At 60.5% G+C, this 25,263-nt stretch carries 24 protein-coding genes; 16 read left to right on the top strand and 8 right to left on the bottom strand.

Features of this window, described 5'->3' with window-relative positions; genetic code table 11:
• Positions 1 to 106: 106 nt before the first annotated feature.
• Both AC1RMX_RS15630 and AC1RMX_RS15625 read right to left on the bottom strand, forming a co-directional pair.
• Positions 107 to 1,324, bottom strand: a complete 1,218-nt coding sequence (locus tag AC1RMX_RS15630) for an argininosuccinate synthase (RefSeq protein ID WP_096818458.1) — start codon at positions 1,322 to 1,324, stop codon at positions 107 to 109.
• Between the two features lie 129 nt (positions 1,325 to 1,453).
• On the bottom strand, positions 1,454 to 2,362 hold the full coding sequence (locus AC1RMX_RS15625) for a flagellar protein MotY (RefSeq protein WP_096818459.1): 909 nt from the start codon (positions 2,360 to 2,362) through the stop codon (positions 1,454 to 1,456).
• A gap of 159 nt (positions 2,363 to 2,521) precedes the next feature.
• Between AC1RMX_RS15625 and pyrC the strand changes: the two genes are divergently transcribed.
• Both pyrC and rnt read left to right on the top strand, forming a co-directional pair.
• Positions 2,522 to 3,568: a dihydroorotase gene (pyrC, locus tag AC1RMX_RS15620; RefSeq protein WP_095190451.1), complete on the top strand. Its 1,047-nt coding sequence runs from the start codon at positions 2,522 to 2,524 to the stop codon at positions 3,566 to 3,568.
• The gene (gene rnt / locus AC1RMX_RS15615; RefSeq protein ID WP_085709496.1) at positions 3,565 to 4,239 is read left to right on the top strand and encodes a ribonuclease T; all 675 of its coding nucleotides are present in this window, start codon (positions 3,565 to 3,567) and stop codon (positions 4,237 to 4,239) included. Before pyrC ends, rnt begins: the two co-directional genes overlap by 4 nt.
• Positions 4,240 to 4,313: 74 nt before the next feature.
• On the opposite strand, the gene AC1RMX_RS15610 is transcribed toward rnt, so the two are convergent.
• Positions 4,314 to 4,916, bottom strand: coding sequence for a peroxiredoxin (locus AC1RMX_RS15610; RefSeq protein WP_003227723.1), 603 nt, complete (start codon positions 4,914 to 4,916; stop codon positions 4,314 to 4,316).
• Between the two features lie 292 nt (positions 4,917 to 5,208).
• On the opposite strand from AC1RMX_RS15610, the gene AC1RMX_RS15605 reads away from it, so the two are divergent.
• Together AC1RMX_RS15605 and bfr are read left to right on the top strand one after the other, a co-directional pair.
• Positions 5,209 to 5,427, top strand: a complete 219-nt coding sequence (locus AC1RMX_RS15605) for a bacterioferritin-associated ferredoxin (protein WP_003227725.1) — start codon at positions 5,209 to 5,211, stop codon at positions 5,425 to 5,427.
• A 199-nt stretch (positions 5,428 to 5,626) separates the two neighbouring features.
• Positions 5,627 to 6,103, top strand: coding sequence for a bacterioferritin (gene bfr, locus AC1RMX_RS15600; RefSeq protein ID WP_096818460.1), 477 nt, complete (start codon positions 5,627 to 5,629; stop codon positions 6,101 to 6,103).
• A 106-nt stretch (positions 6,104 to 6,209) separates the two neighbouring features.
• Here the strand turns inward: bfr and grxD are convergent, their stop codons facing one another.
• The 3 genes from grxD to plzR form a co-directional block, all read right to left on the bottom strand.
• Positions 6,210 to 6,551, bottom strand: coding sequence for a Grx4 family monothiol glutaredoxin (gene grxD, locus AC1RMX_RS15595; RefSeq protein WP_003227729.1), 342 nt, complete (start codon positions 6,549 to 6,551; stop codon positions 6,210 to 6,212).
• Between the two features lie 97 nt (positions 6,552 to 6,648).
• The gene (locus AC1RMX_RS15590) at positions 6,649 to 8,754 is read right to left on the bottom strand and encodes a molybdopterin oxidoreductase family protein (protein WP_493072505.1); all 2,106 of its coding nucleotides are present in this window, start codon (positions 8,752 to 8,754) and stop codon (positions 6,649 to 6,651) included.
• Between the two features lie 134 nt (positions 8,755 to 8,888).
• Positions 8,889 to 9,179, bottom strand: coding sequence for a PlzR type 4 pili assembly inhibitor (gene plzR, locus AC1RMX_RS15585; RefSeq protein WP_085730176.1), 291 nt, complete (start codon positions 9,177 to 9,179; stop codon positions 8,889 to 8,891).
• Between the two features lie 393 nt (positions 9,180 to 9,572).
• Here plzR and argF point away from each other — a divergent pair, with 393 nt between their 5' ends.
• Positions 9,573 to 10,493 (top strand): ornithine carbamoyltransferase, encoded by a 921-nt coding sequence (gene argF / locus AC1RMX_RS15580; RefSeq protein ID WP_493072504.1) that lies wholly within the window; start codon positions 9,573 to 9,575, stop codon positions 10,491 to 10,493.
• A complete protein-coding gene (locus tag AC1RMX_RS15575) occupies positions 10,490 to 11,599 on the top strand; it encodes an ABC transporter ATP-binding protein (protein WP_493072503.1) in 1,110 nt (369 codons plus the stop codon). Before argF ends, AC1RMX_RS15575 begins: the two co-directional genes overlap by 4 nt.
• Before the next feature lie 50 nt (positions 11,600 to 11,649).
• Here AC1RMX_RS15575 and AC1RMX_RS15570 read toward each other — a convergent pair whose 3' ends face one another.
• On the bottom strand, positions 11,650 to 12,432 hold the full coding sequence (locus tag AC1RMX_RS15570; RefSeq protein WP_085730173.1) for a PhzF family phenazine biosynthesis protein: 783 nt from the start codon (positions 12,430 to 12,432) through the stop codon (positions 11,650 to 11,652).
• A gap of 89 nt (positions 12,433 to 12,521) precedes the next feature.
• Positions 12,522 to 12,992 (bottom strand): Cys-tRNA(Pro) deacylase, encoded by a 471-nt coding sequence (gene ybaK / locus AC1RMX_RS15565; RefSeq protein ID WP_096818466.1) that lies wholly within the window; start codon positions 12,990 to 12,992, stop codon positions 12,522 to 12,524.
• A 361-nt stretch (positions 12,993 to 13,353) separates the two neighbouring features.
• On the opposite strand from ybaK, the gene AC1RMX_RS15560 reads away from it, so the two are divergent.
• The 10 genes from AC1RMX_RS15560 (at position 13,354) to aauR (ending at position 25,261) form a co-directional block, all read left to right on the top strand.
• Complete coding sequence (locus AC1RMX_RS15560; RefSeq protein WP_085730171.1) at positions 13,354 to 14,205, top strand: MIP/aquaporin family protein; 852 nt, start codon at positions 13,354 to 13,356, stop codon at positions 14,203 to 14,205.
• Between the two features lie 77 nt (positions 14,206 to 14,282).
• The gene (gene glpK, locus AC1RMX_RS15555) at positions 14,283 to 15,785 is read left to right on the top strand and encodes a glycerol kinase GlpK (RefSeq protein WP_096818468.1); all 1,503 of its coding nucleotides are present in this window, start codon (positions 14,283 to 14,285) and stop codon (positions 15,783 to 15,785) included.
• 95 nt (positions 15,786 to 15,880) lie between these two features.
• Positions 15,881 to 16,636: a DeoR/GlpR family transcriptional regulator gene (locus AC1RMX_RS15550; RefSeq protein ID WP_007953179.1), complete on the top strand. Its 756-nt coding sequence runs from the start codon at positions 15,881 to 15,883 to the stop codon at positions 16,634 to 16,636.
• 197 nt (positions 16,637 to 16,833) lie between these two features.
• Positions 16,834 to 18,369: a glycerol-3-phosphate dehydrogenase gene (gene glpD / locus AC1RMX_RS15545; RefSeq protein WP_192558883.1), complete on the top strand. Its 1,536-nt coding sequence runs from the start codon at positions 16,834 to 16,836 to the stop codon at positions 18,367 to 18,369.
• Positions 18,370 to 18,711: 342 nt separating this feature from the next.
• On the top strand, positions 18,712 to 19,626 hold the full coding sequence (locus AC1RMX_RS15540) for a glutamate/aspartate ABC transporter substrate-binding protein (RefSeq protein ID WP_192558884.1): 915 nt from the start codon (positions 18,712 to 18,714) through the stop codon (positions 19,624 to 19,626).
• Positions 19,627 to 19,820: 194 nt separating this feature from the next.
• Positions 19,821 to 20,567: an amino acid ABC transporter permease gene (locus AC1RMX_RS15535; RefSeq protein WP_096818474.1), complete on the top strand. Its 747-nt coding sequence runs from the start codon at positions 19,821 to 19,823 to the stop codon at positions 20,565 to 20,567.
• Positions 20,567 to 21,238, top strand: coding sequence for an amino acid ABC transporter permease (locus tag AC1RMX_RS15530; protein WP_096818476.1), 672 nt, complete (start codon positions 20,567 to 20,569; stop codon positions 21,236 to 21,238). The genes AC1RMX_RS15535 and AC1RMX_RS15530 overlap by 1 nt, the downstream gene beginning before the upstream one ends.
• Positions 21,235 to 21,969, top strand: a complete 735-nt coding sequence (locus AC1RMX_RS15525) for an amino acid ABC transporter ATP-binding protein (RefSeq protein WP_102620770.1) — start codon at positions 21,235 to 21,237, stop codon at positions 21,967 to 21,969. Before AC1RMX_RS15530 ends, AC1RMX_RS15525 begins: the two co-directional genes overlap by 4 nt.
• A gap of 65 nt (positions 21,970 to 22,034) precedes the next feature.
• Positions 22,035 to 23,936, top strand: coding sequence for a two-component sensor histidine kinase AauS (gene aauS, locus AC1RMX_RS15520; protein ID WP_096818478.1), 1,902 nt, complete (start codon positions 22,035 to 22,037; stop codon positions 23,934 to 23,936).
• A complete protein-coding gene (gene aauR, locus AC1RMX_RS15515; RefSeq protein WP_085709473.1) occupies positions 23,933 to 25,261 on the top strand; it encodes a two-component response regulator AauR in 1,329 nt (442 codons plus the stop codon). The genes aauS and aauR overlap by 4 nt, the downstream gene beginning before the upstream one ends.
• Positions 25,262 to 25,263 lie beyond the last annotated feature (2 nt).

The following is a 25,263-nucleotide window of genomic DNA, read 5'->3' as shown; positions in this document are numbered from 1 at the left end:
AGTTCGGGAACGCTGATCCACTACGATCAGGTAAACAGAAGGGTTTTGCAGCATAGCGGTCTTGTCAGAGCGACAAGACCGCTATTTCACGTCTGGTCCGAAGGACTCAGAACAGCTTGCGGCCTTTGTTGGCAGCAATGCGCATACGCAGCGCGTTGAGCTTGATGAAGCCCGCCGCGTCGGCCTGGTTGTAGGCGCCGCCGTCTTCTTCGAAGGTCGCGATGTTGGCGTCGAACAGCGAATCGTCGGACTTGCGGCCAGTCACGATCACGTTGCCCTTGTACAGCTTCAGGCGCACGACGCCATTCACGTTGACCTGGGAGGCGTCGATCATCTGTTGCAGCATCAGACGCTCCGGGCTCCACCAGTAACCGGTGTAGATCAGGCTGGCGTACTTCGGCATCAGCTCGTCTTTCAAGTGAGCGACTTCGCGGTCCAGGGTGATCGACTCGATGGCGCGGTGAGCGCGCAGCATGATGGTGCCGCCCGGGGTTTCGTAGCAGCCACGGGACTTCATGCCGACATAACGGTTCTCGACGATGTCGAGACGGCCGATGCCGTGTTGGCCACCGATCTTGTTCAGGGTCGCCAGTACGGTGGCCGGAGTCATTTCGACGCCGTCCAGAGCGACGATGTCGCCGTTGCGGTAGGTCAGTTCCAGGTATTGCGGCTTGTCGGGTGCGTTCTCCGGGGAGACGGTCCAGCGCCACATGTCTTCTTCGTGCTCGGTCCAGGTGTCTTCCAGCACGCCGCCCTCATAGGAGATGTGCAGCAGGTTGGCATCCATCGAGTACGGGGATTTCTTCTTGCCGTGGCGCTCGATCGGGATCGCGTGCTTCTCGGCGTAGTCCATCAACTTCTCGCGGGACAGCAGGTCCCACTCGCGCCAAGGGGCAATCACTTTTACGCCTGGCTTGAGCGCGTAGGCACCCAGTTCGAAACGGACCTGATCGTTGCCCTTGCCGGTTGCACCGTGGGAAATGGCGTCGGCGCCGGTTTCGTTGGCGATTTCGATCAGACGCTTGGCGATCAGCGGACGCGCGATGGAAGTACCCAGCAGGTACTCGCCTTCGTAAACGGTGTTGGCACGGAACATCGGGAACACGAAGTCACGCACGAATTCTTCGCGCAGATCGTCGATGTAGATTTCTTTGACGCCCATGGCCTGAGCCTTGGCGCGAGCCGGTTCGACCTCTTCGCCCTGACCCAGGTCAGCGGTGAAAGTCACGACTTCACAGTTATAAGTATCCTGCAGCCACTTGAGGATCACCGAAGTGTCCAGGCCGCCGGAATACGCCAGAACGACCTTGTTTACGTCCGCCATGCCATCACTCCACGGGGTTCTACGGAAAGCCGAGGAGTCTACCGCTCAAACGCGATAATTTACAGAGGCGCGACAGCTTAAGACGACAAAGCGACAGAATCTGTCGAGAGGGCGACGATGACCGGCGGGTCAGGACGTCGCCGCAGCGTTGGCCGGTGTGCTGGCCTGAGGCGCAGGAGCGGTGGTCGGTGCCACCCGCGCAAGGTGCACGTTGACCCGACGGTTCTTGGCACGGTTGGCGGCATTGGTGTTCGGCACCAACGGGTAACGCTCACCATGGAAGCGCACGGTGATCTGCGATTCCTGGATGCCGTTGGCCTTGAAGAAATCGACCACCGCCAGGGCGCGCCGGCGCGACAGTTCGCGGTTGGTCAGGCGATTGCCGCTGTTGTCGGAGTGGCCGTCGAGCTCGATGTGGTTGACCGTCGGATCGGCCTTCATATATTCGAGCATGACTTGCAGCTTGGCCTTGGCGGCGGCGTCCAGTTCGATGCCTTCGCCAGGGAAACCGATCTGCGATTGTTTGACCTGCTCGAAATTCTGCGGGAGCAGTTTCGCCACGCAGGCCTGATAGTCGTTGAACGCCTTGCTGAACTTGACCGGCAACAGACGCACTTCCGACACACGGCCATCGCCCGATGCATGGCGCACCACGGGGCTGCGTCCGTCCATCAGGCCGCTGATCAACTGTCCGGCCTGCGCCTGAGAACTGTTGAAGAGGATATTGCCACTGCCGATCCTGACCGTGCCCAGATTGATATCGCCACGGCCCGGCTGCCAGGGCGCCGCTGCCGCCATCAAAGTCGCCGAACCGCCGCCGAGCATGGCGTTGTAGGCGTTCAGGCGGAAAGTCGCCTGCTCGCCGGCCTTGCGCACGAACTGGCCCGAGCCGAAATCGGTGATCGGCTGCGTCAGGCGGCATTCGAACTTGTCGCCCTCGACCGTCCACTCAATGTTCTCCAGACGGGTCTGGTAGGTCAGCGCCATCGCCGGAAGGCTGGCAAACACACTGAGCAAGGCTAAATAACGCTGGCGCACGGGAGGCTCCATTGGCTTCTACAACAAAAAGACCGATACATACATGTTTACGGCATACCTATGGGATATCGGACGCTCGTCGCAAAACTTGATAGCGAGTGCCTGCAAGAGTCTTTTCCGGTAGCATTCGCCTCAGTTTGACCCGCCTGGAATCCCCTCATGTCCGACCGCCTGACCCTGCTGCGTCCCGACGACTGGCACATTCATCTTCGCGATGGTGCCGTGTTGACCAATACCGTTGCAGATGTTGCGCGCACCTTTGGTCGCGCCATCATCATGCCTAACCTGGTACCTCCGGTGCGCAACGCCGCTGAAGCCGACGGCTATCGCCAGCGGATTCTCGCTGCCCGCCCGGCCGGCAGTCGTTTCGAGCCGTTGATGGTGCTGTACCTCACCGACCGTACCCAGCCCGAAGAAATTCGTGAAGCCAAGGCCAGCGGTTTTGTCCACGCGGCCAAGTTGTACCCGGCCGGCGCCACCACCAACTCCGATTCCGGGGTCACCAGCATCGACAAGATCTTCCCGGCGCTGGAAGCCATGGCCGAAGTCGGCATGCCGCTGTTGATCCACGGTGAAGTCACCCGTGGCGACGTCGACGTGTTCGACCGCGAGAAAATCTTCATCGACGAGCACATGCGTCGTGTGGTCGAGCGTTTCCCGACGCTCAAGGTCGTGTTCGAACACATCACCACCGGCGACGCCGTGCAGTTCGTCAACGAGGCTTCGGCCAACGTTGGCGCGACGATCACCGCGCATCACCTGCTCTACAACCGCAACCACATGCTGGTAGGCGGAATCCGGCCGCACTTCTATTGCCTGCCGATCCTCAAGCGCAACACCCACCAGGAAGCCCTGCTCGACGCCGCCACCAGCGGCAGCGCGAAGTTCTTCCTCGGCACCGACTCGGCGCCGCACGCCCAGCACGCCAAGGAAGCCGCCTGCGGCTGCGCCGGCTGCTACACCGCGTACGCCGCCATCGAGTTGTATGCCGAAGCCTTTGAACAGCGCAATGCGCTGGACAAGCTCGAAGCCTTCGCCAGCCTCAACGGCCCGCGTTTCTACGGCCTGCCGGCGAACACCGATCGCATTACCCTGGTCCGTGAAGAATGGACCGCCCCGACCAGCCTGCCCTTCGGCGAGCTGACCGTTATCCCGCTGCGCGCCGGTGAAAAACTGCGCTGGCGCCTGCTGGAGGAACACGCGTGAGTGAAGACCATTTCGACGACGAACTGGACGGTCAAGGTGGCGGCGGTTCGCGCCATCCAATGGCAGCACGCTTTCGCGGCTACCTGCCGGTTGTCGTCGACGTAGAGACCGGTGGCTTCAACTCGGCCACCGACGCCTTGCTGGAGATTGCCGCGACCACCATCGCCATGGATGAAAAGGGTTTCGTCTACCCGGATCACACCTACTTCTTCCGTGTCGAGCCGTTCGAAGGCGCCAACATCGAAGCGGCCGCTCTGGAGTTCACCGGGATCAAGCTCGATCACCCGTTGCGCATGGCGGTCAGCGAAGAGACGGCCCTGACCGATATCTTCCGTGGCGTGCGCAAGGCCTTGAAGGCCAACGGTTGCAAACGGGCGATCCTGGTCGGCCACAACAGCAGCTTCGACCTGGGCTTCCTCAACGCTGCCGTTGCGCGGCTGGACATGAAGCGCAACCCGTTCCACCCGTTCTCCAGTTTCGACACCGCAACCCTCGCGGGTCTGGCGTACGGTCAGACCGTACTGGCCAAGGCCTGTCAGGCAGCCGACATCGATTTCGATGGCCGTGAAGCGCACTCCGCGCGTTACGACACGGAAAAGACGGCCGAGCTGTTCTGCGGCATCGTCAACCGCTGGAAACAGATGGGCGGCTGGGAAGACTTCGACGACTGAGGGTCGTCGGATTAAATCCCGCGCATGAAAAAACCGGCTCAAGAGCCGGTTTTTTTGTACCTCGACGTTGCGCCTTACAGGGCAGCAGCGTTTTCGGTCAGGTAAGCCGCAACGCCTTCTGGCGAAGCGTTCATGCCTTTGTCGCCTTTTTTCCAGTTGGCAGGGCAGACTTCGCCGTGCTCTTCGTGGAATTGCAGAGCGTCGACCAGACGGATCAGCTCTTCCATGTTACGGCCCAGCGGCAGGTCGTTGATGATCTGCGAGCGGACAACGCCTTTGTCGTCGATCAGGAACGCGCCACGGAAAGCCACGCCGCCTTCGGACTCAACGTCGTAGGCCTTGGCGATGTCGTGCTTCATGTCGGCAGCCATGGTGTATTTCACCTGGCCGATGCCACCATTGTTGACCGGGGTGTTGCGCCAGGCGTTGTGGGTGAAGTGCGAGTCGATCGACACAGCGATCACTTCTACGTTGCGTGCCTTGAAGTCGGCCATGCGGTTGTCCAGAGCGATCAGCTCGGACGGGCAGACGAAGGTGAAGTCCAGCGGGTAGAAGAACACCAGGCCGTATTTGCCTTTGATGGCCGAGGACAGGGTGAAGCTGTCAACGATCTCGCCATTGCCGAGTACGGCCGGGACGGTGAAGTCAGGGGCTTGTTTGCCTACGAGTACGCTCATTGATATCTCCTGGTGTAGAAACTTGAAGTTCAGGGTTCGCGTCAGCCTGTCACCCTCAGGCGACAGCCCTGTGACACGAACCCCCCTTCGCAAGGGCCGACCATCATACACTGCGTTTTTCGACTGTCCTTAACGGTTTTTCGCGAAATCCCGGCTGGCATTCAGCCATGCACCACCGTTCGTCAGTCACAGCCGTTGGCGATGAAAACCGTTGGGAAAGCACTTTGACAATCATTCTCGTTAACATTAAGATCCATCGCAATTGAGCCACAACCAGCGACGGTTCTCACTTATGTATGTTTGCCTCTGCACTGGCGTCACCGACGGACAGATCCGCGAAGCGATCTATGAAGGTTGCTGCAGCTATAAAGAAGTCCGTCAGGCCACCGGCGTAGCCAGCCAATGCGGCAAATGTGCCTGCCTTGCGAAGGAAGTGGTACGCGAAACCCTGACCAAGCTGCAAACCGCCCAGGCCGCGATCCCCTACCCTGTAGAATTTACTGCCGCGTAACTGCACCCATTTCAAAGAACCGGACTTATGTCCGGTTTTTTTATGCCTGAAAATCAATTGCTTAGCGACTAGACGCGGAACACAAACATTCTTATTCCGATTAATTTTCATATATTATTCAATAACTTAGGTTTGACACTTATAAGTACCAAGCTCAAACTCCGCCTTATATACCGCTACTTAGGGCAGGACTCCCATCATGAAAGGCGACGTAACAGTCATCCAGCATCTCAACAAGATCCTTGCCAATGAGCTGGTCGCGATCAATCAGTACTTCCTGCATGCGCGCATGTATGAAGATTGGGGCCTGAACAAGCTCGGCAAGCACGAGTACAAAGAATCCATCGACGAGATGAAGCACGCGGACAAGCTGATCAAGCGCATCCTGTTCCTCGAAGGCCTGCCGAACGTGCAGGACCTGGGCAAGCTGCACATCGGCGAGCACACCAAGGAAATGCTGGAGTGCGACCTGCGTATCGAGCGCACCGGCCATGCCGATCTGAAGACCGCCATCGCTCATTGCGAATCGGTTGGTGACTTCGGCAGCCGCGAACTGCTTGAAGACATTCTCGAATCCGAAGAAGAACACATCGACTGGCTGGAAACCCAACTGGGCCTGATCGATAAAGTCGGTCTTGAGAACTATCTGCAATCGCAGATGGGCGAAGACGAGTAATTAGCGAGCGCTAAACTCGAGACACTAAAAAGCCCCGCCCTCTTTCGAGAGGCGGGGCTTTTTATTGCCCGGACTTCAGACTCGCCGAAATCCGGGCAGAAACCAATCAGGCTTCGGACTTGGCCGCAGCAGCCTTGGCGGATGCTTCCTTGACCAGAGTCTGCAGCTCACCGTTGGCGAACATTTCAGCCATGATGTCGCTGCCGCCGACCAGTTCACCGCCGACCCACAGCTGCGGGAAAGTCGGCCAGTTGGCGTACTTCGGCAGGTTGGCACGGATTTCCGGGTTCTGCAGGATGTCGACGTAGGCGAACTTCTCGCCACAGCCCATCACAGCCTGCGCAGCTTTCGCGGAGAAGCCACACTGCGGGGCATTCGGCGAGCCTTTCATGTAAAGCAGAATGGTGTTGTTGGCAATCTGCTCTTTAATCGTTTCGATGATATCCATGGAGCACCTCGGCTGAACTTTCCGACTCATGGGTCGGCACGGTGGCGCATTGTAACGGAATCCCGAGCGCCCTGCTCGGTCTCCCCGACAGACTTGCTCAAGCCGCTGCCACGGTCACCGGCACGCCATTGAGCGCCGCGTTGCCCGAGAGCTCGTCGAGCTGACATTCATCGGTCAGGTCGTTGGCGCTGGAGCCCGGCTGGCCGCTGGCAATCGCCATCTGCACGCCCGGGCGCGCATGGCCCCAACCGTGTGGCAGGCTGACCACGCCCGGCATCATGTCCGCACTGCCCAGCACTTCAACCTCGATCTGTCCGACCCGTGAGCTTACGCGCACAAGCTGGCCATCGCTGAGCCCGCGACTGGCGAGATCCTCCGGGTTCATCAGCAACTGATGGCGCGGCTTGCCCTTCACCAGTCGATGATAGTTGTGCATCCACGAGTTGTTGCTGCGCACATGGCGACGGCCGATCATCAACAGCTCATCGGCAGCCGGCGCCTGCAATGCGGAAAAGCGCGCAAGGTCGGCAAGAATTTCCGGCGGTGCCGCCTGGACTCGTTGATTGGTGGTCTTCAATCGCGGTGTCAGGTTGGGTTTCAGCGCCCCCAGATCCACGCCGTGCGGATGATCGAACAGCGTCGCCAGCGACAACTTGTGTTCGGATGCATCGCCATACAGGCCCATGCGCAGACCCATGTCGATCATCTTCGCCGGCGGCATCGTCGGCTTCAGTTCCTTGTCGGTCTTCGCTGCAAAGGCCTTGGCCAGGCCGACGAAGATCTCCCAGTCATGCAGCGCGCCCTCGGGCTTGGCGAGGATCGCCCGGTTGAAACGGGTAACGTTGCGCACCGCGAACAGGTTGAACGTGGTGTCGTAGTGATCGTTTTCCAGCGCTGAGGTGGACGGCAGGATCAGGTCGGCATAACGGGTGGTTTCGTTGATATAGAGGTCGACACTGACCATGAACTCCAACCCGTCCAGCGCCTGCTCCAGTTGCCGGCCGTTGGGCGTCGACAGCACCGGATTGCCGGCCACGGTGATCAACGCACGAATCTGGCCCTCGCCTTCGGTGAGCATTTCTTCGGCCAGCGCCGAGACAGGCAGCTCGCCGCCGTACTCGGGACGGCCCGAGACACGGCTCTGCCATTTGTTGAAGTGCCCGCCCGAAGTGGACGCCACCAGATCCACCGCCGGCTCGGTGCACAGTGCACCGCCCACGCGGTCGAGGTTGCCGGTCACCAGATTGATCAGTTGCACGACCCAATGGCACAGCGTGCCGAAAGCCTGGGTGGAAACCCCCATCCGGCCGTAGCAGACGGCGCTTGGCGCCGCGGCGAAGTCCCGGGCCAGTTGGCGGATCTGTTCGGCAGGAACGGCGCACAGCGGGCTCATGGCCTCGGCCGTGAACGCCGCCACCGCTGCGCGCACGTCGTCCAGACCGTCCACCGGCAGATGGCTGTCCGTTGTCAGGCCCTCGCTGAACAGGGTGTTGAGCACACCAAACAGCAACGCCGCATCGCCACCGGGACGCACGAACAGGTGCTGGTCGGCCATCGCCGCTGTCTCGCTGCGCCGCGGATCGACCACCACCACTTTGCCGCCCCGGGCCTGAATCGCCTTCAGACGCTTTTCCACGTCCGGCACGGTCATGATGCTGCCGTTGGAGGCCAGCGGGTTGCCGCCCAGGATCAGCATGAAGTCTGTGTGATCGATATCCGGGATCGGTAGCAGCAAACCGTGGCCGTACATCAAGTAACTGGTCAGGTGATGGGGCAACTGGTCGACCGAGGTCGCCGAGTAGCGATTGCGGGTTTTCAGCAGGCCCAGAAAGTAATTGCTGTGGGTCATCAGCCCATAGTTGTGCACACTCGGATTGCCCTGATACACGGCAACCGAGTTCTGCCCATGACGCGCCTGAATCGCCGACAGTTTTTCAGCCACCAGCTCAAAAGCCTCTTCCCACCCGATCGGCAACCATTCACTGCCGACCCGGCGCATGGGTTGGCGCAGGCGATCCGGATCGTTCTGGATATCTTGCAGCGCCACAGCCTTGGGGCAGATATGCCCGCGACTGAAGGTATCCAGTGCGTCACCCTTGATCGAGGTGATCTGCACTTGGCCGTCGGTTTCAGTGGTTTCAATGCTCAAGCCGCAGATGGCTTCGCACAGGTGGCAGGCACGGTGGTGGAGAGTCTTGGTCATGGCCAGTCTCTGTCTTGTTCTGGGCAGGTAATAACGCCTGCGGGAACAAAACTATGGCGCTTGGCCGGGCGCGGCGCCAGCGACGTTCGTCTTGTGAATCGACGACCATCAGGCGAGCCGATAGCCCGACGCAATCAACTGGAGGGTAACTGGGGCGGCGCTGCCAGCTGGATTTCCTGGATGGTTTCGATCTGCTCGTGGGCGACGTGCACCCCGGTGAGTTCGCCAATCAGTCGCCAGTGCTCGTCGAGCCCGGTGCTGATGGTGGCCATGCGATCGATCATGTGGCGGCCGGCCGTCTTGACCACTTCGTCTTCACTGCGCAGCAGTTCGAAGGACAATGAGGTGACCGAAGCGGTCAGATGAGTCAGTGAGCGAGCCGTGTGGCCCAGCAATTCCATTAACAGTTTTTCTTTCGATTCCATGCGGAGGCTTCCTGCGTCGCTCGTGAGTTATTTATAACCCAGCACTTTGCTTTAGCAAATGTTTCAGGTCTGACATCCGACCGGCGAATCCATGGCTGGCCGGTCGCAAACCGACCAGGTCTGCTCCATCCCCGCCCCGCCTGATTGCCAAGCCCTGCGGCGCCAGTGTACAAAGGGTTGGAAATCCGGCTTCAAACCAGCGCTTCGTGTGACCTCGTCACCCCCGCACAATCCGCAAAAATCGTAGCCTATTGGAAAAACGCGACATTTAGTGTCAATATCGCGCCTCCCCCTATTTCGTCGCCCCGTGCGGCTTACGCCGCAGGTCTCGCCCGTTGTTCCGATAAACAAGGCTTTGAGCATCTGCGGTTTGTAGCAAAAAGGTAGTCAATGATGAGCGCAAGGCACTTTCTCTCCCTGATGGATTGCACGCCCGAAGAGCTGGTCAGCGTGATCCGTCGAGGCGTTGAGCTCAAGGACCTGCGTAACCGCGGCGTACTGTTCGAGCCTCTGAAAAACCGCGTCCTGGGGATGATCTTCGAGAAATCCTCGACCCGCACCCGGATCTCCTTCGAGGCCGGCATGATCCAGCTCGGTGGCCAGGCGATCTTCCTTTCGCCCCGCGACACCCAACTGGGCCGTGGCGAGCCCATCGGCGACTGCGCCATCGTCATGTCGAGCATGCTCGATGCGGTGATGATCCGTACCTTTGCCCACAGCACCCTGACCGAATTTGCCGCCAACTCCCGCGTGCCGGTGATCAACGGCCTGTCCGATGACCTGCACCCGTGCCAGTTGCTGGCCGACATGCAGACCTTCCTCGAGCACCGTGGCTCGATCCAGGGCAAGACCGTGGCCTGGATCGGCGACGGCAACAACATGTGCAACAGCTATATAGAAGCGGCGATCCAGTTCGACTTCCAGTTGCGCGTCGCCTGCCCTGAAGGCTATGAGCCAACCCCTGAATTCCTGGCCAGGGCCGGTGATCGCGTGACCATCGTCCGCGATCCGAAGGACGCCGTGCGCGGCGCGCATCTGGTGAGCACCGACGTCTGGACTTCCATGGGCCAGGAAGAGGAAACCGCCAAGCGCCTCAAGCTGTTCGCGCCGTTCCAGGTCACCCGTGCCCTGCTCGACCTGGCTGCCGAGGACGTGCTGTTCCTGCACTGCCTGCCCGCCCACCGCGGCGAAGAAATCAGCCTCGACCTGCTTGATGACCCGCGCTCCGTCGCCTGGGATCAGGCAGAAAACCGTCTCCACGCACAGAAGGCCCTGCTCGAGTTCCTCGTTGAACCGGCATATCACCACGCATGAGCCATGAATTACTGCTGAACCTGCGCAACCTCGCTTGCGGCTATCAAGATCAACGTGTGGTGCAGAACCTCAACCTGCACCTCAACGCCGGCGACATCGGTTGCCTGCTCGGCTCTTCGGGCTGCGGCAAGACCACCACCCTGCGCGCCATTGCCGGTTTCGAACCGGTGCACGAAGGGGAAATCCAGCTGGGCGGTGAAGTGATCTCCAGCGCCGGTTTCACCCTCGCCCCGGAGAAACGCCGGATCGGCATGGTCTTCCAGGATTACGCGTTGTTCCCGCACCTGAGTGTCGCGGACAACATCGCCTTCGGCATTCGCAAGCACCCGAACAAGGAGCGCGTCGTCGAAGAACTGCTGGAACTGGTCAACCTGAAGAACCTCGGTAAACGCTTCCCGCACGAACTGTCCGGCGGGCAGCAACAACGTGTCGCCCTCGCCCGCGCCCTGGCACCGGAGCCACAACTGCTGCTGCTCGACGAACCATTCTCCAACCTCGACGGCGAGCTGCGACGCAAGCTCAGCCATGAAGTGCGCGACATCCTCAAGGCCCGTGGCACCAGTGCGATTCTGGTGACTCACGACCAGGAAGAAGCCTTCGCCGTCAGCGATCACGTCGGTGTGTTCAAGGAAGGCCGGCTGGAGCAGTGGGATACGCCCTACAACCTCTATCACGAACCGGCGACGCCGTTTGTTGCCAGCTTCATTGGCCAGGGTTACTTCATTCGCGGCCAGCTCGGCAGCCCGGAATCGGTGCACACCGAACTCGGTGAACTGCGCGGCAATCGCGCCTACACCTGGCCGATCGGCGGTGCGGTGGATGTGTTGCTGCGTCCGGATGACATTGTTTATGCACCGGACAGCGGGTTGAAAGCACGGATCGTCGGCAAGACCTTCCTCGGCGCCTCGACCCTGTATCGCCTGCAACTGCCAACCGGCGCGCAACTGGAGTCGATCTTCCCGAGCCACGCAGACCATCAGGTCGGTGTGGATGTAGGGATTCGCGTGGCGGCGGAGCATCTGGTGTTGTTCCAGGCATCCGGCAGCACGGCTGCGCAGATCCCGGCGGTGGAAAACGGTGTTCGCCGGTACAGCACCGCACACTGATCTACACAAAAACAAAGAGGGAGCCTGATGGCTCCCTCATTGTTTTGGCCTCAGCCCAGCATCAATGTGCCGCTGGCGACCAGCGTCGCATTTCCGCCGATCTTCACCCGCTCGCCTTCCAGCCGACAGAACAACTCCCCGCCCCGCGCCGAACGCTGGCACGCGGTCAGGCTCGATTTGCCCAGACGTTTTGACCAATACGGAATCAGGCTGCAATGGGTCGAGCCGGTCACCGGGTCTTCATTGATACCGATGGCCGGAGCGAAGTAGCGCGAGACGAAATCATGCTGGTTACCCCGGGCCGTGACGATGGCGCCGAGCCAAGGCAGTTTGGCCAGGGCGACCATGTCCGGCGTGCAATCGAGCACTGCCTGCTCCGACTCCAGCACCACGAACAGTTCGTTGGAACCGAGCACGTCCACGGCTTCGACGCCCAATGCCCGCTCGACATCCAGCGTCACACCGATTTCCGACGGCACGATCGAAGGGAAATCCAGCCACAAACGACCCTCTTCGCGACTGACACTCAACGGCCCGGACTTGCAGGTGAAATCCAGACGCTCGGCCGTTTCCTTATAGATCTCGAACAATACATACGCGCTGGCCAGCGTCGCGTGACCGCACAATGGCACCTCGGTGGTCGGCGTGAACCAGCGGATATGCCAGGCCTGGCCTTCGCGCACCAGAAACGCAGTTTCCGCCAGGTTGTGCTCGGCGGCGATCTTCTGCATCAAGTCGTCCGCGAGCCAGGCGTCGAGCCGATAGACCATCGCCGGGTTGCCACTGAACGGCCGATCACTGAAGGCGTCGACCTGATGAAACTCTAGCTGCATAACGTTCTCCCTGAATTCGTCAACGGAGCATGCCGCTACGGCTCGTTCATCGCCAGTGACAGAACCGGTCAATTTTCCTCATACAGACCTCAGGAACGGCCGATGTCGGCGAATTTGGCCTGGGTGTGCTCGGCCAGAACGGCGGGCGCCAGCTCAACTTCCAGTCCACGTCGCCCGGCACTGACATAAATGGTCGCAAAAGCCTGGGCGGAATTATCGATGAAGGTACGCAGGCGCTTTTTCTGCCCCAGCGGACTGATGCCGCCCAACAGGTAACCGGTGGAACGCTGCGCAGCGGCCGGGTCGGCCATCTCCACTTTTTTCACGCCGGCGGCGTGGGCCAGCCCCTTGAGGTCGAGGCTTCCGACGACCGGCACCACCGCCACCAGCAATTCACCTTTTTCGCTGGCCGCCAGCAGCGTCTTGAACACCTGCGCCGGCTCCAGGCCCAGTTTTTCCGCGGCCTCCAGCCCGTAGGACGCCGCCTTGGGGTCATGTTCGTAACTGTGCACGCGATGTTCGGCACGAACTTTTTTCAACAAGTCCAACGCAGGGGTCATGGCAGCTCCGGGCTCGGCAGTGGCAAAAAATCCTGCGCCGGATTCTAGGCCATCGCCATACAAAAGGCTCTACCACGCGCCACGTTTCCCGGGGCTTGCAGGCCGATAACAGGATCGTCAGGCCAGTGACCCGCAGGATCATTCACACGGCTGATAGTTTATTTGTGACTGACGGTTCACTTTCGACCTTTGACAGCTTTGTTTCTTGTCTATATTTTTTCGAATCTGAATAATGTAAGAATTATCGTCACCGCAGCACCCAGCAGTAAACCGGGAACAGGATGGGGATCCTGCCCCGGCGAAAATCGCGCCTTGCCCTGTCGGCAAACGCGCCAGACAACAACAAAAACCGAGGTTTTCAATGACAACTGCGTTACAGCAACCATCGCTCTCGAGCCAGTGCCTGGCCGAGTTTCTGGGTACTGCACTTCTGATCTTTTTCGGTACGGGCTGCGTCGCCGCGCTCAAGGTCGCGGGCGCGAGCTTCGGCCTGTGGGAAATCAGCATCATCTGGGGCGTCGGCGTGAGCATGGCGATCTACCTCACCGCCGGGGTTTCCGGTGCGCACCTGAACCCTGCCGTCAGTATCGCCCTGAGCATTTTCGCCGACTTCGAAAAGCGCAAACTGCCGTTCTACATCCTCGCTCAGGTTGCCGGCGCCTTCTGCGGCGCGCTGTTGGTTTACACGCTGTACAGCAACCTGTTCTTCGATTTCGAACAAACTCACCATATGGTTCGTGGCTCGGCCGCCAGCCTGGAACTGGCGTCGGTGTTCTCCACCTTCCCGAACCCTGCGCTGTCGACTGCCCAGGCGTTCCTGGTCGAGGTGATCATCACGGCGATCCTGATGGGCGTGATCATGTCCCTGACCGACGACAACAACGGCCTGCCGAAAGGCCCGCTGGCGCCGCTGCTGATCGGCCTGCTGATTGCCGTGATCGGCAGTTCGATGGGCCCGCTGACCGGCTTCGCGATGAACCCGGCCCGTGACTTCGGTCCAAAACTGATGACTTTCTTCGCGGGCTGGGGTGAAATTTCCTTCACCGGCGCACGTGAAATCCCGTACTTCCTGATTCCGATTTTTGCACCGATTGTCGGTGCCTGCCTCGGCGCTGCCGGGTATCGCGGGCTGATTGCCCGTCACCTGACCGGCGCCACACCTGCTACAAAGGATGCAGAACCGGCCATTGACGGCAAACCAAGAACTTCTTGAAACAGTCGGCGCAGGTTCCTGCCCATTCGAACCTGCGCCACGGCCCACTCTCCCTTATTTCGTCCAAGGCAATCGACATGACCGACATTCAGAATAAGAACTACATCATTGCCCTCGATCAGGGTACGACCAGCTCCCGCGCGATCATTTTCGACCGCGATGCGAACGTGGTCTGCACCGCGCAGCGCGAATTCGCCCAGCATTACCCACAAGCCGGTTGGGTCGAACATGACCCGATGGAAATCTTCGCCACCCAGAGCGCCGTGATGGTCGAAGCGCTGGCCCAGGCCGGTCTGCATCACGACCAGGTGGCCGCCATCGGCATCACCAACCAGCGTGAAACCACCGTGGTCTGGGACAAGACCACCGGCCGCCCGGTCTACAACGCGATCGTCTGGCAATGCCGCCGCAGCACCGAGATCTGCCAGCAGCTCAAGCGCGACGGCCACGAAGAATATATCCGTGACACCACGGGCCTGGTCACCGACCCGTACTTCTCCGGCACCAAACTGAAGTGGATCCTCGACAACGTCGAAGGCAGCCGCGAACGTGCGCGCAACGGCGAACTGCTGTTCGGCACCGTCGACAGCTGGCTGATCTGGAAATTCACCGGCGGCAAGGTTCACGTCACCGACTACACCAACGCCTCGCGCACCATGCTCTTCAACATCCACACACTTGAGTGGGACGCGAAGATGCTGGAGATTCTCGACATCCCGCGCGAAATGCTGCCGGAAGTCAAAGCCTCCTCGGAAATCTACGGTCGTACCAAGAGCGGCATCGCCATCGGTGGTATCGCCGGCGACCAGCAGGCTGCGCTGTTCGGCCAGATGTGCGTGGAGCCCGGCCAGGCGAAAAACACCTACGGCACCGGCTGCTTCCTGCTGATGAACACCGGCGACAAAGCGGTGAAGTCCCAGCACGGCATGCTCACCACCATCGCCTGCGGCCCGCGCGGCGAAGTGGCTTACGCGCTGGAAGGCGCTGTGTTCAACGGCGGTTCGACCGTGCAATGGCTGCGTGATGAACTGAAAATCATCAACGACGCCCACGACACCGAATACTTCGCCAATAAAGTGAAGGACAGCAACGGCGTTTATCTGGTGCCAGCCTTCACCGGCCTCGGCGCTCCGTACTGGGACCCGTATGCCCGTGGCGCCCTGTTCGGCCTGACTCGCGGCGTGCGTGTGGATCACATCATTCGCGCTGCGCTGGAATCGATTGCCTACCAGACCCGCGATGTCCTCGACGCCATGCAACAGGACTCCGGCGAACGCCTCAAGGCCCTGCGCGTGGACGGCGGTGCAGTGGCGAACAACTTCCTCATGCAGTTCCAGGCCGACATCCTCGGCACTCAGGTCGAGCGCCCGCAAATGCGCGAAACCACGGCGCTGGGCGCGGCGTACCTGGCCGGTCTGGCGTGCGGTTTCTGGGGCAGCCTGGAAGAACTGCGCGGCAAGGCAGTGATCGAACGCGAGTTCGAACCGAGCCTGGACGAAGCGGCGAAAGAGAAGCTCTATAAAGGCTGGAAAAAAGCCGTCAGCCGTACCCGTGACTGGGAACGTGAAGACGCCGAATAAGCCACGAACCGGACTCGTATCCGTATGTAACTGGTAGGGAGCGGATTCCTGCGGCATCATGGGCAAATTTTGCATGGCAGCCCAAAGGAAGCCCCATGAATCTGCCTCCCCGTCAGCAGCAAATCCTCGAGCTGGTCCGCGAACGCGGCTATGTGAGCATCGAGGAAATGGCCACGCTGTTCGTTGTTACCCCGCAAACCATCCGCCGCGACATCAATCAACTGGCGGAAGCCAATCTGCTGCGTCGCTACCACGGCGGCGCCGCCTATGATTCCAGCGTCGAAAACACTGCCTATGCGATGCGCGCCGATCAGATGCGCGATGAAAAACAACGCATCGGTGAAGCCATCGCCGCACAGATTCCCGATCACGCCTCGCTGTTCATCAACATCGGCACGACCACCGAATCCATTGCCCGCGCCCTGCTCAATCACAGTCATCTGAAAATCATCACCAACAACCTGCACGTCGCCTCGATGCTCAGCGCGAAGGATGATTTCGATGTGTTGCTCACCGGCGGCAATGTCCGTCGCGATGGCGGCGTGGTGGGTCAGGCGAGCGTGGACTTCATCAACCAGTTCAAGGTCGACTTTGCGCTGGTGGGCATCAGCGGCATCGATGAGGACGGCAGCCTGCTCGACTTCGATTACCAGGAAGTCCGGGTGTCCCAGGCGATCATCGCCAATGCCCGGCAGGTGATCCTCGCGGCGGACTCCAGCAAGTTCGGCCGTAACGCGATGATCCGCCTCGGCCCGATCAGCCTGATCGATTGCCTGGTCACCGACCAGCAGCCGGTGCCGGCCCTGGCGCAACTGCTGAGCCAGCACAAGATTCGCCTGGAAGTCGTTTAACCTTCCCCCGCATAAGGCGCCTGCACCGGCGCCTTATGCGCATCTGATGTTCGAATATTTTCTTTTAGCCGCCCTTCGATGAGTTTTTTCAATCGAAGTCGGCTGGCTGTGCGCGTCTTTATGGGCTACCATTTTCGCAAATGAACATTCATGTTCGATTTCCAAGACAGAAAATCAAAAGAGCCCGAGGCCAGCCGATGTCCACATCTACCTTGCGTACGCCCCCTATCTCCGAGATCTACGATATCGCCGTCATCGGCGGCGGGATCAATGGCGTGGGGATCGCAGCGGATGCCGCCGGTCGCGGTCTTTCGGTGTTCCTTTGCGAAAAGGACGACCTGGCCAGCCACACCTCGTCGGCCAGCAGCAAGCTGATCCACGGTGGCCTGCGCTACCTCGAACATTATGAATTCCGTCTGGTGCGCGAAGCCCTGGCCGAACGCGAAGTGCTGCTGGCCAAGGCCCCGCACATCGTCAAGCCGATGCGTTTTGTACTGCCACACCGTCCGCACCTGCGTCCGGCGTGGATGATCCGTGCCGGCCTGTTCCTCTATGACAACCTCGGCAAGCGCGAAAAACTCGCAGGCTCCAAGAGTCTGAAGTTCGGCGCCGACAGCGCACTGAAGAGCGAAATCACCAAAGGTTTCGAATACTCCGACTGCTGGGTCGATGACGCCCGCCTCGTCGTGCTGAACGCCATGGCCGCCCGTGAGAAAGGCGCGCATGTCCACACCCAGACCCGTTGCGTCAGCGCCCGCCGTGCCAAAGGCCTGTGGCACCTGAACCTGGAACGCGCCGATGGCAGCCTGTTCTCGATCACCGCCAAGGCACTGGTGAACGCCGCCGGCCCATGGGTCGCCAAGTTCATCCGTGACGACCTGAAGATGGAATCGCCGTACGGCATCCGCCTGATTCAGGGCAGCCACGTCATCGTGCCGAAACTGTACGAAGGCGATCACGCGCACATCCTGCAGAACGAAGATCAGCGCATCGTTTTCACCATTCCGTACCTGAACCACTTCACCCTGATCGGCACCACCGACCGCGAATACACCGGCGATCCGGCCAAAGTAGCGATCACCGACGGCGAAACCGATTACCTGCTCAAAGTGGTCAACGCCCACTTCAAGAAGCAGATCAGTCGCGAAGACATCCTGCACAGTTACTCGGGCGTGCGCCCACTGTGCAACGACGAGTCCGACAATCCTTCGGCCGTGACCCGCGACTACACCCTGGCGCTGTCCGGCAGCACCGAAGAAGCGCCACTGCTGTCGGTGTTCGGCGGCAAGCTGACCACCTACCGCAAACTCGCCGAGTCGGCGATGGCGCAACTGATGCCGTTCTTCACCCAGATGCGCCCGAGCTGGACCGCCAGCGCCACCCTGCCGGGTGGCGAAGACATGACCACGCCGCAGGCCCTGAGCGCGCTGATCCGCGACAAGTTCGACTTCGTGCCAAGCGAGATCGCCCGCCGCTGGGCCACCACCTACGGCAGCCGCACCTGGCGCATGCTGGAAGGCGTCGACACCCTCGCCGACATGGGCGAGCACATCGGCGGCGGTCTCTACACCCGTGAAGTCGATTACCTGTGCAGCGAAGAATGGGCGACCACCGCGCACGACATCCTGTGGCGCCGCAGCAAACTGGGGCTGTTCACCACCCCGGCCGAGCAGGAAAAACTCGCGGCGTACCTGAACAAGGTCGAGCAGAACCGCAAGATCGAAGCGGCCTGATCGATCCGCCCGTAAAACGAAAAGCCCCTGAATCGAGAGATTCAGGGGCTTTTTGCATCCCGGCTGAAACACGGGATGATGAATGCCGTTCGGTTTTCCGAACGCGACCTGTCAGTCGATTCGGATAACCGGATCAGAAACGCAGAAAAACACCATCACAAAACATTAATCATCAAATAAATCAACAAGTTAACTTGTAGCAACTGGTCTGGCACGAGTCATGCTCTACACTCCTTCGACGAATGCCTGTTGCGCCAACACAACAGGAGCCGTCAGGCATTCGAAGCACAAAAGGGCCCGCTCAACCGGCTCCATAAAAAAAACAATGTCGAGGAAAATTTGATGCGCATCGTTCCCCATATCCTGGGCGCAGCCATTGCTGCCGCTCTGATCAGCACACCAGTTTTCGCTGCCGAACTCACCGGCACCCTTAAGAAGATCAAAGAGTCCAACACCATCACCCTGGGGCACCGCGACGCCTCCATTCCGTTTTCCTACATCGCTGACGCCTCCGGCAAACCGGTCGGCTACTCCCACGATATCCAGCTGGCCATCGTCGAAGCGATCAAGAAAGACCTGGACCTGCCAAACCTGCAGGTCAAATACAACCTCGTGACCTCGCAGACCCGTATCCCGCTGGTGCAGAACGGCACCGTGGACGTCGAGTGCGGCTCCACCACCAACAACGTCGAGCGTCAGCAGCAGGTCGACTTCTCCGTCGGCATCTTCGAAATCGGTACCCGTCTGCTGTCCAAGGCCGGTTCGCAGTACAAGGATTTCGACGATCTGAAAGGCAAGAACGTCGTGACCACCGCCGGCACCACCTCCGAGCGCATCCTCAAGGCGATGAACGCCGACAAGCAGATGGGCATGAACGTCATCTCCGCCAAGGACCACGGCGAATCCTTCCAGATGCTGGAATCGGGTCGTGCCGTTGCGTTCATGATGGACGACGCGCTGCTGGCAGGCGAAGCCGCCAAGGCCAAGAAAGCCACCGACTGGGCCGTGACCGGCACTCCACAGTCCTATGAAATCTACGGCTGCATGGTGCGCAAGGGCGACGAGCCGTTCAAAAAGGCTGTGGATGACGCCATCGTCTCCGTCTACAAGTCGGGCGAGATCAACAAGATCTACACCAAGTGGTTCATGTCGCCGATTCCGCCAAAAGGCCTGAATCTGAACTTCCCGATGAGCGACGAGCTCAAGAAGCTGATCGCCGAGCCAACCGACAAAGCGGCCGACGACAAGAAAGCCTGATTTCTGACTAACCTTGTTCCCTGAGGAGGCGCCTGCCTTCTCGGGGAATGGTCACTCCCTGCTGGCATTTTCTGGAAACACTCGAACCGGTGGCTGTCGAGCCGATCGCGTGTGCCTGACCGTCAAGATCAGGCTGGGAACGGAGCTTCCCCAGGCGGGCACTTGTACATCGATCGAATCGAGGGGAGACCCTAATGAATTACAACTGGGACTGGGGCGTGTTCTTCAAGTCCACCGGCGTGGGCAGCGAGACCTATCTCGACTGGTTCATTTCCGGTCTGGGCTGGACCATCGCCATCGCCATCGTGGCCTGGATCATCGCCCTGCTGCTGGGCTCGCTGCTGGGCATCATGCGCACCGTGCCGAACCGCATCGTATCGGGCATCGCGACCTGCTACGTCGAACTGTTCCGTAACGTACCGCTGCTGGTTCAGCTGTTCATCTGGTACTTCCTGGTACCGGACCTGCTGCCGCCGGATCTGCAGGAGTGGTACAAGCAGGACCTGAACCCGACCACCTCGGCCTACCTGAGCGTTGTCGTGTGCCTGGGCCTGTTCACCGCCGCCCGTGTCTGCGAACAGGTTCGCACCGGTATCCAGGCGCTGCCACGTGGCCAGGAATCCGCCGCCCGCGCCATGGGTTTCAAGCTGCCGCAGATCTACTGGAACGTGCTGCTGCCCCAGGCCTACCGGATCATCATTCCGCCGCTCACCTCGGAATTTTTGAACGTGTTCAAGAACTCCTCCGTGGCGTCCTTGATCGGCCTGATGGAACTGCTGGCGCAAACCAAACAGACCGCCGAGTTCTCGGCCAACCTGTTTGAAGCCTTCACCCTGGCGACCCTGATCTATTTCACCCTGAACATGAGCCTGATGCTGCTGATGCGCGCGGTCGAGAAGAAAGTCTCCGTGCCCGGCCTGATCTCCGTAGGGGGTAAATGATGGACTTCGATTTCAGTGGCATCGTCCCGGCCATTCCCGGCCTGTGGAACGGCATGCTGATGACCCTCAAGCTGATGGCGCTGGGCGTGGTCGGCGGGATCATTCTCGGCACCCTACTCGCGCTGTGCCGCCTGTCGCATAACAAACTGCTGTCGAACCTCGCCGGCGCCTACGTCAACTATTTCCGCTCGATCCCGTTGCTACTGGTCATCACCTGGTTCTACCTGGCGGTGCCGTTCGTGCTGCGCTGGATCACCGGCGAAGACACCCCGATCGGCGCGTTCACCTCGTGCATCGTGGCCTTCATGATGTTCGAAGCGGCGTACTTCTGCGAAATCGTCCGTGCCGGCGTGCAGTCGATTCCGAAAGGCCAGATGGGTGCCGCACAGGCACTGGGCATGAGCTACGGCCAGATGATGCGCCTGATCATCCTGCCCCAGGCGTTCCGCAAGATGACCCCGCTGCTGCTGCAGCAGAGCATCATCCTGTTCCAGGACACCTCGCTGGTCTACACCGTGGGCCTGGTGGACTTCCTCAACGCCTCGCGCGCCAGTGGCGACATCATTGGCCGCTCGAATGAGTTCCTGATCTTCGCAGGTCTCGTGTACTTCACCATCAGCTTTGCCGCCTCGGTGCTGGTCAAGCGTCTGCAAAAAAGGTTCGCCGTATGATCTCTATCAAGAACATCAACAAGTGGTATGGGGACTTCCAGGTGCTGACCGATTGCAGCACCGAGGTCAAAAAGGGTGAAGTGATCGTGGTCTGCGGTCCGTCCGGTTCGGGCAAGTCGACCCTGATCAAGTGCGTCAACGCGCTGGAGCCGTTCCAGAAAGGCGACATCGTGGTCGACGGCACGTCGATTGCCGACCCGAAGACCAACCTGCCGAAACTGCGCTCGCGCGTCGGCATGGTGTTCCAGCACTTCGAACTGTTCCCGCACCTGACCATCACCGAAAACCTGACCATCGCGCAGATCAAGGTGCTGGGCCGCAGCAAGGAAGAAGCGACCAAGAAAGGTCTGCAACTGCTTGATCGCGTCGGTCTGGCTGCCCATGCCCACAAGCACCCGGGCCAACTGTCCGGCGGTCAACAACAGCGTGTGGCGATTGCCCGTGCGCTGGCGATGGACCCGATCGTCATGCTGTTCGATGAACCGACCTCGGCGCTGGACCCGGAAATGGTCAACGAAGTGCTCGACGTGATGGTGCAACTGGCCCACGAAGGCATGACCATGATGTGCGTGACCCACGAAATGGGCTTCGCCCGCAAAGTGGCCGACCGGGTGATCTTCATGGATGCCGGCAAGATCATCGAAGACTGCAAGAAAGAAGAGTTCTTCGGCGACATCAGCCAACGCTCCGAACGCGCGCAGCATTTCCTCGAGAAAATCCTGCAGCACTAAAAACCTGCCGGATTCCCCGACAGCAACTGTCGGGGAATCCGGGTGGTTGACCCAAGGCATCTGTGATGAAATGCGACCCCAATCTCTATCGCGCAACCACGCCATCACTTGCCGTGAAACCCCGTCTGATCCGCCATTTGTTCCTGCCGCCGCTGGTCATCATTTTGATGGTCGGACTGGGTTACGCCGGCTTCTGGATCAGTGAACACTTCGGCATTCGCAGCCTCAGCGAAAACGGCCAGCGTCAGCTCGAACTGAACGCCCGTGCCGTCGAAAGCGAAATCAGCAAATACACCTACCTGCCCAGCCTGCTGGAACTCGAATCGAGCGTTTCGCAGTTGCTGGACGACCCGACCCCGGAACACCGGCAAACGGTCAACGATTACCTGGAAGGCCTGAACCGGCGCAGCCGCAGTCGGGCCATCTACGTCATGGACACCACTGGCCGCGTCATGGCCACCAGCAACTGGCGCGATGTCGACAGCTACCTCGGCGAAGACCTGTCGTTCCGCGCCTATTTCCAGCACGCCATCCGCGGCCAGCCCGGACGTTTCTACGGGATCGGCAGCACCAACGGCGAACCCGGCTATTACCTGGCCCACGGCCTGGAAGAACACGGCAAGATCATCGGCGTCGCGGTGGTCAAAGTGCGCCTGGAAGCCATGGAAGAGCGCTGGCAACGGGCGCGCCTGGAAGCCTTCGTCAGTGACGAGAACGGCATCATCATTCTCTCCAGCGATCCGGCCCGACGCCTGAAATCCGTGGTGCCACTGAGCGACGAGACCAAGGAAAAACTCGCCCGCAGCCTCCAGTACTACTGGTTCCCGCTCAACGAACTGCAACCTCTGGCCCGGGAAACCCTGGCCGAAGGCGTGGAAAAACTGACCTTCCCGGCCAACAGCGAAGTCGATGCCGACGAGGAGAACATCAGTTACCTGGCGCAAACCCGGCCGCTGAGCGACACCCCGTGGAATTTCACCCTGCTCACACCGTTGCAGGACCTGCGGCGCGAAGCGATCAATCAGGGGATTCTGGTGGCGGTCGCCTTTGCCCTCGTGGCGTTCCTGCTGATTGCCTGGAACGAGCGTCGCAAGGTCATCGCCACGCGCCTCGCCGCCCGGGAAGCCCTGCAGGAAGCCAACAATCAGCTGGAGCGTCGGATTACCGAACGCACCGCCGACCTGCGCGCCAGCAATGACCGGCTCAAGAGTCAGATCCGCGAACGCCGTCAGGCCGAAGAAACCTTGCGCCGTGCCCAGGACGAACTGGTGCAGGCCGGTAAACTCGCGGCCATCGGCCAGATGTCCACCAGCATCGCCCACGAACTGAACCAGCCACTGGCAGCGATGCGCACCTTGTCCGGCAATACGATTCGCTTTCTGGAACGTGGTCAGCTCGACGTCGCCAGCACCAACCTGAAAACCATCAACGATCTGATCGACCGCATGGGCCGGATCACCGCCAGCCTGCGCTCGTTCGCCCGGCGCGGCGACGACAAGGGTCGCGCCAGCCTCGGTAAAGCCGTGGACGCCGCGCTGCAAGTACTCGGTGCCCGTGTCGAAAAAGCCGCCCTGCAAGTGCATCGTCAGTTCATTGATGAGCAAGTGCAGATCGACCAGACACGGCTGGAGCAGATTCTGGTCAACCTGATCGGCAACGCCCTCGACGCCATGCAGGCACAACCGCTACCGGAACTGTGGCTGGAAGGCGAAGAATTCGACGGCAAATATCGCCTGCGGGTACGCGACAACGGCCACGGCATCGATGCCGAAGCGCGCAAACATCTGTTCGAGCCGTTCTTCACCACCAAACCCGGCGAACAGGGCCTGGGCCTCGGCCTGACCCTCTCCGCCAGCCTGGCCGCCGCCACCGGCGGGCACCTGGGTGTCGAGCACCCGGCCAGCGGTGGTACCACCTTCGTCCTCAGTTTACCGTTGGTAAGCCCTACTCCTGCCGAGCCAATATGAACAACGACCTTAGTGTGCTGATCGTCGAAGACGATCCCCATGTGCTGCTCGGCTGCCAGCAGGCCCTGACCCTGGAAGACATTCCCTGCATCGGCGTCGGCAGTGCCGAAGAAGCGCTGGAGCGGGTCGGCGACAATTTCGCCGGCATCGTCATCAGTGACATTCGCCTGCCCGGCATCGATGGCCTGGAACTATTGACCCGTCTCAAGCAACGCGACCGCAGCCTGCCGGTGGTGCTGATCACCGGTCACGGCGACATCTCCATGGCGGTCGGCGCGATGCAGAAAGGCGCCTACGACTTCATGGAAAAACCGTTCTCCCCGGAACGGCTGGTGGACGTCGCCCGGCGTGCGCTGGAGCAACGCAGCCTGGCTCGCGAAGTCTCGTCTCTGCGCCGGCAACTGGCCGAGCGCGACTCCCTTGAAGGACGGATCATCGGTCGCTCGCCAGCCATGCAGAACCTGCGCGAACTGATCGCCAACGTCGCCGACACCTCGGCCAACGTGTTGATCGAAGGCGAAACCGGCACTGGCAAGGAACTGGTCGCCCGTTGCCTGCACGACTTCAGTCGCCGCCACACCAAACAGTTCGTCGCGCTGAACTGCGGCGGCCTGCCGGAAAACCTGTTCGAAAGCGAAATCTTCGGCCACGAGGCCAACGCCTTCACCGGGGCCGGCAAACGGCGGATCGGCAAGATCGAACACGCCGACGGCGGCACGCTGTTCCTCGATGAAGTGGAAAGCATGCCGCTGCCGCTGCAGATCAAACTGCTGCGGGTGTTGCAGGAGCGCACCCTCGAACGCCTCGGCTCGAACCAGAGCGTGGCGGTGGATTGCCGGGTGATCGCGGCGACCAAGTCCGACCTCGACGAATCGAGCAAGGCCGGGGAATTCCGCAGCGACTTGTACTACCGCCTCAACGTGGTGACGCTGGAACTGCCGCCCCTGCGCGAGCGCCGCGAAGACATCCTGCAACTGTTCGAACACTTCACCCAGCAATCGGCCCTGCGCTTCGACCGCGCACTGCCGGAGCTGGACAACCAGACGCTGTCGAGCCTGATGAGCCATGACTGGCCGGGCAACGTGCGTGAACTGCGCAACGTCGCCGAACGCTTCGCGCTTGGTTTGCCGGCGTTCAAGAAGTCCGGTGCCGGCAGTGGCGGCCAGGGCCTGGCGTTCGCCGAAGCGGTCGAAGCCTTCGAACGCAACCTGCTCAGCGACGCCCTGCAACGCAGCGGCGGCAACCTGACCCAGGCCAGCCTGGAACTGGGCATGGCCAAGACCACGCTGTTCGACAAAGTGAAAAAATACGGCCTGAGCCATTAAGC

The organism is Pseudomonas sp. GW822-FHT03F04, assembly GCF_058801405.1.
Note: the sequence above shows the minus strand (reverse complement) of the source record. Positions and strands in the feature narration are given on the sequence as shown.

Coding starts and splice junctions, on each gene's coding strand:
- AC1RMX_RS15590 (WP_493072505.1), bottom strand. CDS start 8,754: ATGACCAAGACTCTCCACCACCGTGCCTGCCACCTGTGCGAAGCCATC.
- AC1RMX_RS15535 (WP_096818474.1), top strand. CDS start 19,821: ATGAATTACAACTGGGACTGGGGCGTGTTCTTCAAGTCCACCGGCGTG.
- AC1RMX_RS15630 (WP_096818458.1), bottom strand. CDS start 1,324: ATGGCGGACGTAAACAAGGTCGTTCTGGCGTATTCCGGCGGCCTGGAC.
- glpD (WP_192558883.1), top strand. CDS start 16,834: ATGTCCACATCTACCTTGCGTACGCCCCCTATCTCCGAGATCTACGAT.
- AC1RMX_RS15605 (WP_003227725.1), top strand. CDS start 5,209: ATGTATGTTTGCCTCTGCACTGGCGTCACCGACGGACAGATCCGCGAA.
- AC1RMX_RS15570 (WP_085730173.1), bottom strand. CDS start 12,432: ATGCAGCTAGAGTTTCATCAGGTCGACGCCTTCAGTGATCGGCCGTTC.
- AC1RMX_RS15575 (WP_493072503.1), top strand. CDS start 10,490: ATGAGCCATGAATTACTGCTGAACCTGCGCAACCTCGCTTGCGGCTAT.
- AC1RMX_RS15540 (WP_192558884.1), top strand. CDS start 18,712: ATGCGCATCGTTCCCCATATCCTGGGCGCAGCCATTGCTGCCGCTCTG.
- AC1RMX_RS15560 (WP_085730171.1), top strand. CDS start 13,354: ATGACAACTGCGTTACAGCAACCATCGCTCTCGAGCCAGTGCCTGGCC.
- ybaK (WP_096818466.1), bottom strand. CDS start 12,992: ATGACCCCTGCGTTGGACTTGTTGAAAAAAGTTCGTGCCGAACATCGC.
- AC1RMX_RS15550 (WP_007953179.1), top strand. CDS start 15,881: ATGAATCTGCCTCCCCGTCAGCAGCAAATCCTCGAGCTGGTCCGCGAA.
- pyrC (WP_095190451.1), top strand. CDS start 2,522: ATGTCCGACCGCCTGACCCTGCTGCGTCCCGACGACTGGCACATTCAT.
- plzR (WP_085730176.1), bottom strand. CDS start 9,179: ATGGAATCGAAAGAAAAACTGTTAATGGAATTGCTGGGCCACACGGCT.
- aauS (WP_096818478.1), top strand. CDS start 22,035: ATGAAATGCGACCCCAATCTCTATCGCGCAACCACGCCATCACTTGCC.
- AC1RMX_RS15610 (WP_003227723.1), bottom strand. CDS start 4,916: ATGAGCGTACTCGTAGGCAAACAAGCCCCTGACTTCACCGTCCCGGCC.
- bfr (WP_096818460.1), top strand. CDS start 5,627: ATGAAAGGCGACGTAACAGTCATCCAGCATCTCAACAAGATCCTTGCC.
- argF (WP_493072504.1), top strand. CDS start 9,573: ATGAGCGCAAGGCACTTTCTCTCCCTGATGGATTGCACGCCCGAAGAG.
- glpK (WP_096818468.1), top strand. CDS start 14,283: ATGACCGACATTCAGAATAAGAACTACATCATTGCCCTCGATCAGGGT.
- AC1RMX_RS15530 (WP_096818476.1), top strand. CDS start 20,567: ATGGACTTCGATTTCAGTGGCATCGTCCCGGCCATTCCCGGCCTGTGG.
- aauR (WP_085709473.1), top strand. CDS start 23,933: ATGAACAACGACCTTAGTGTGCTGATCGTCGAAGACGATCCCCATGTG.
- AC1RMX_RS15525 (WP_102620770.1), top strand. CDS start 21,235: ATGATCTCTATCAAGAACATCAACAAGTGGTATGGGGACTTCCAGGTG.
- grxD (WP_003227729.1), bottom strand. CDS start 6,551: ATGGATATCATCGAAACGATTAAAGAGCAGATTGCCAACAACACCATT.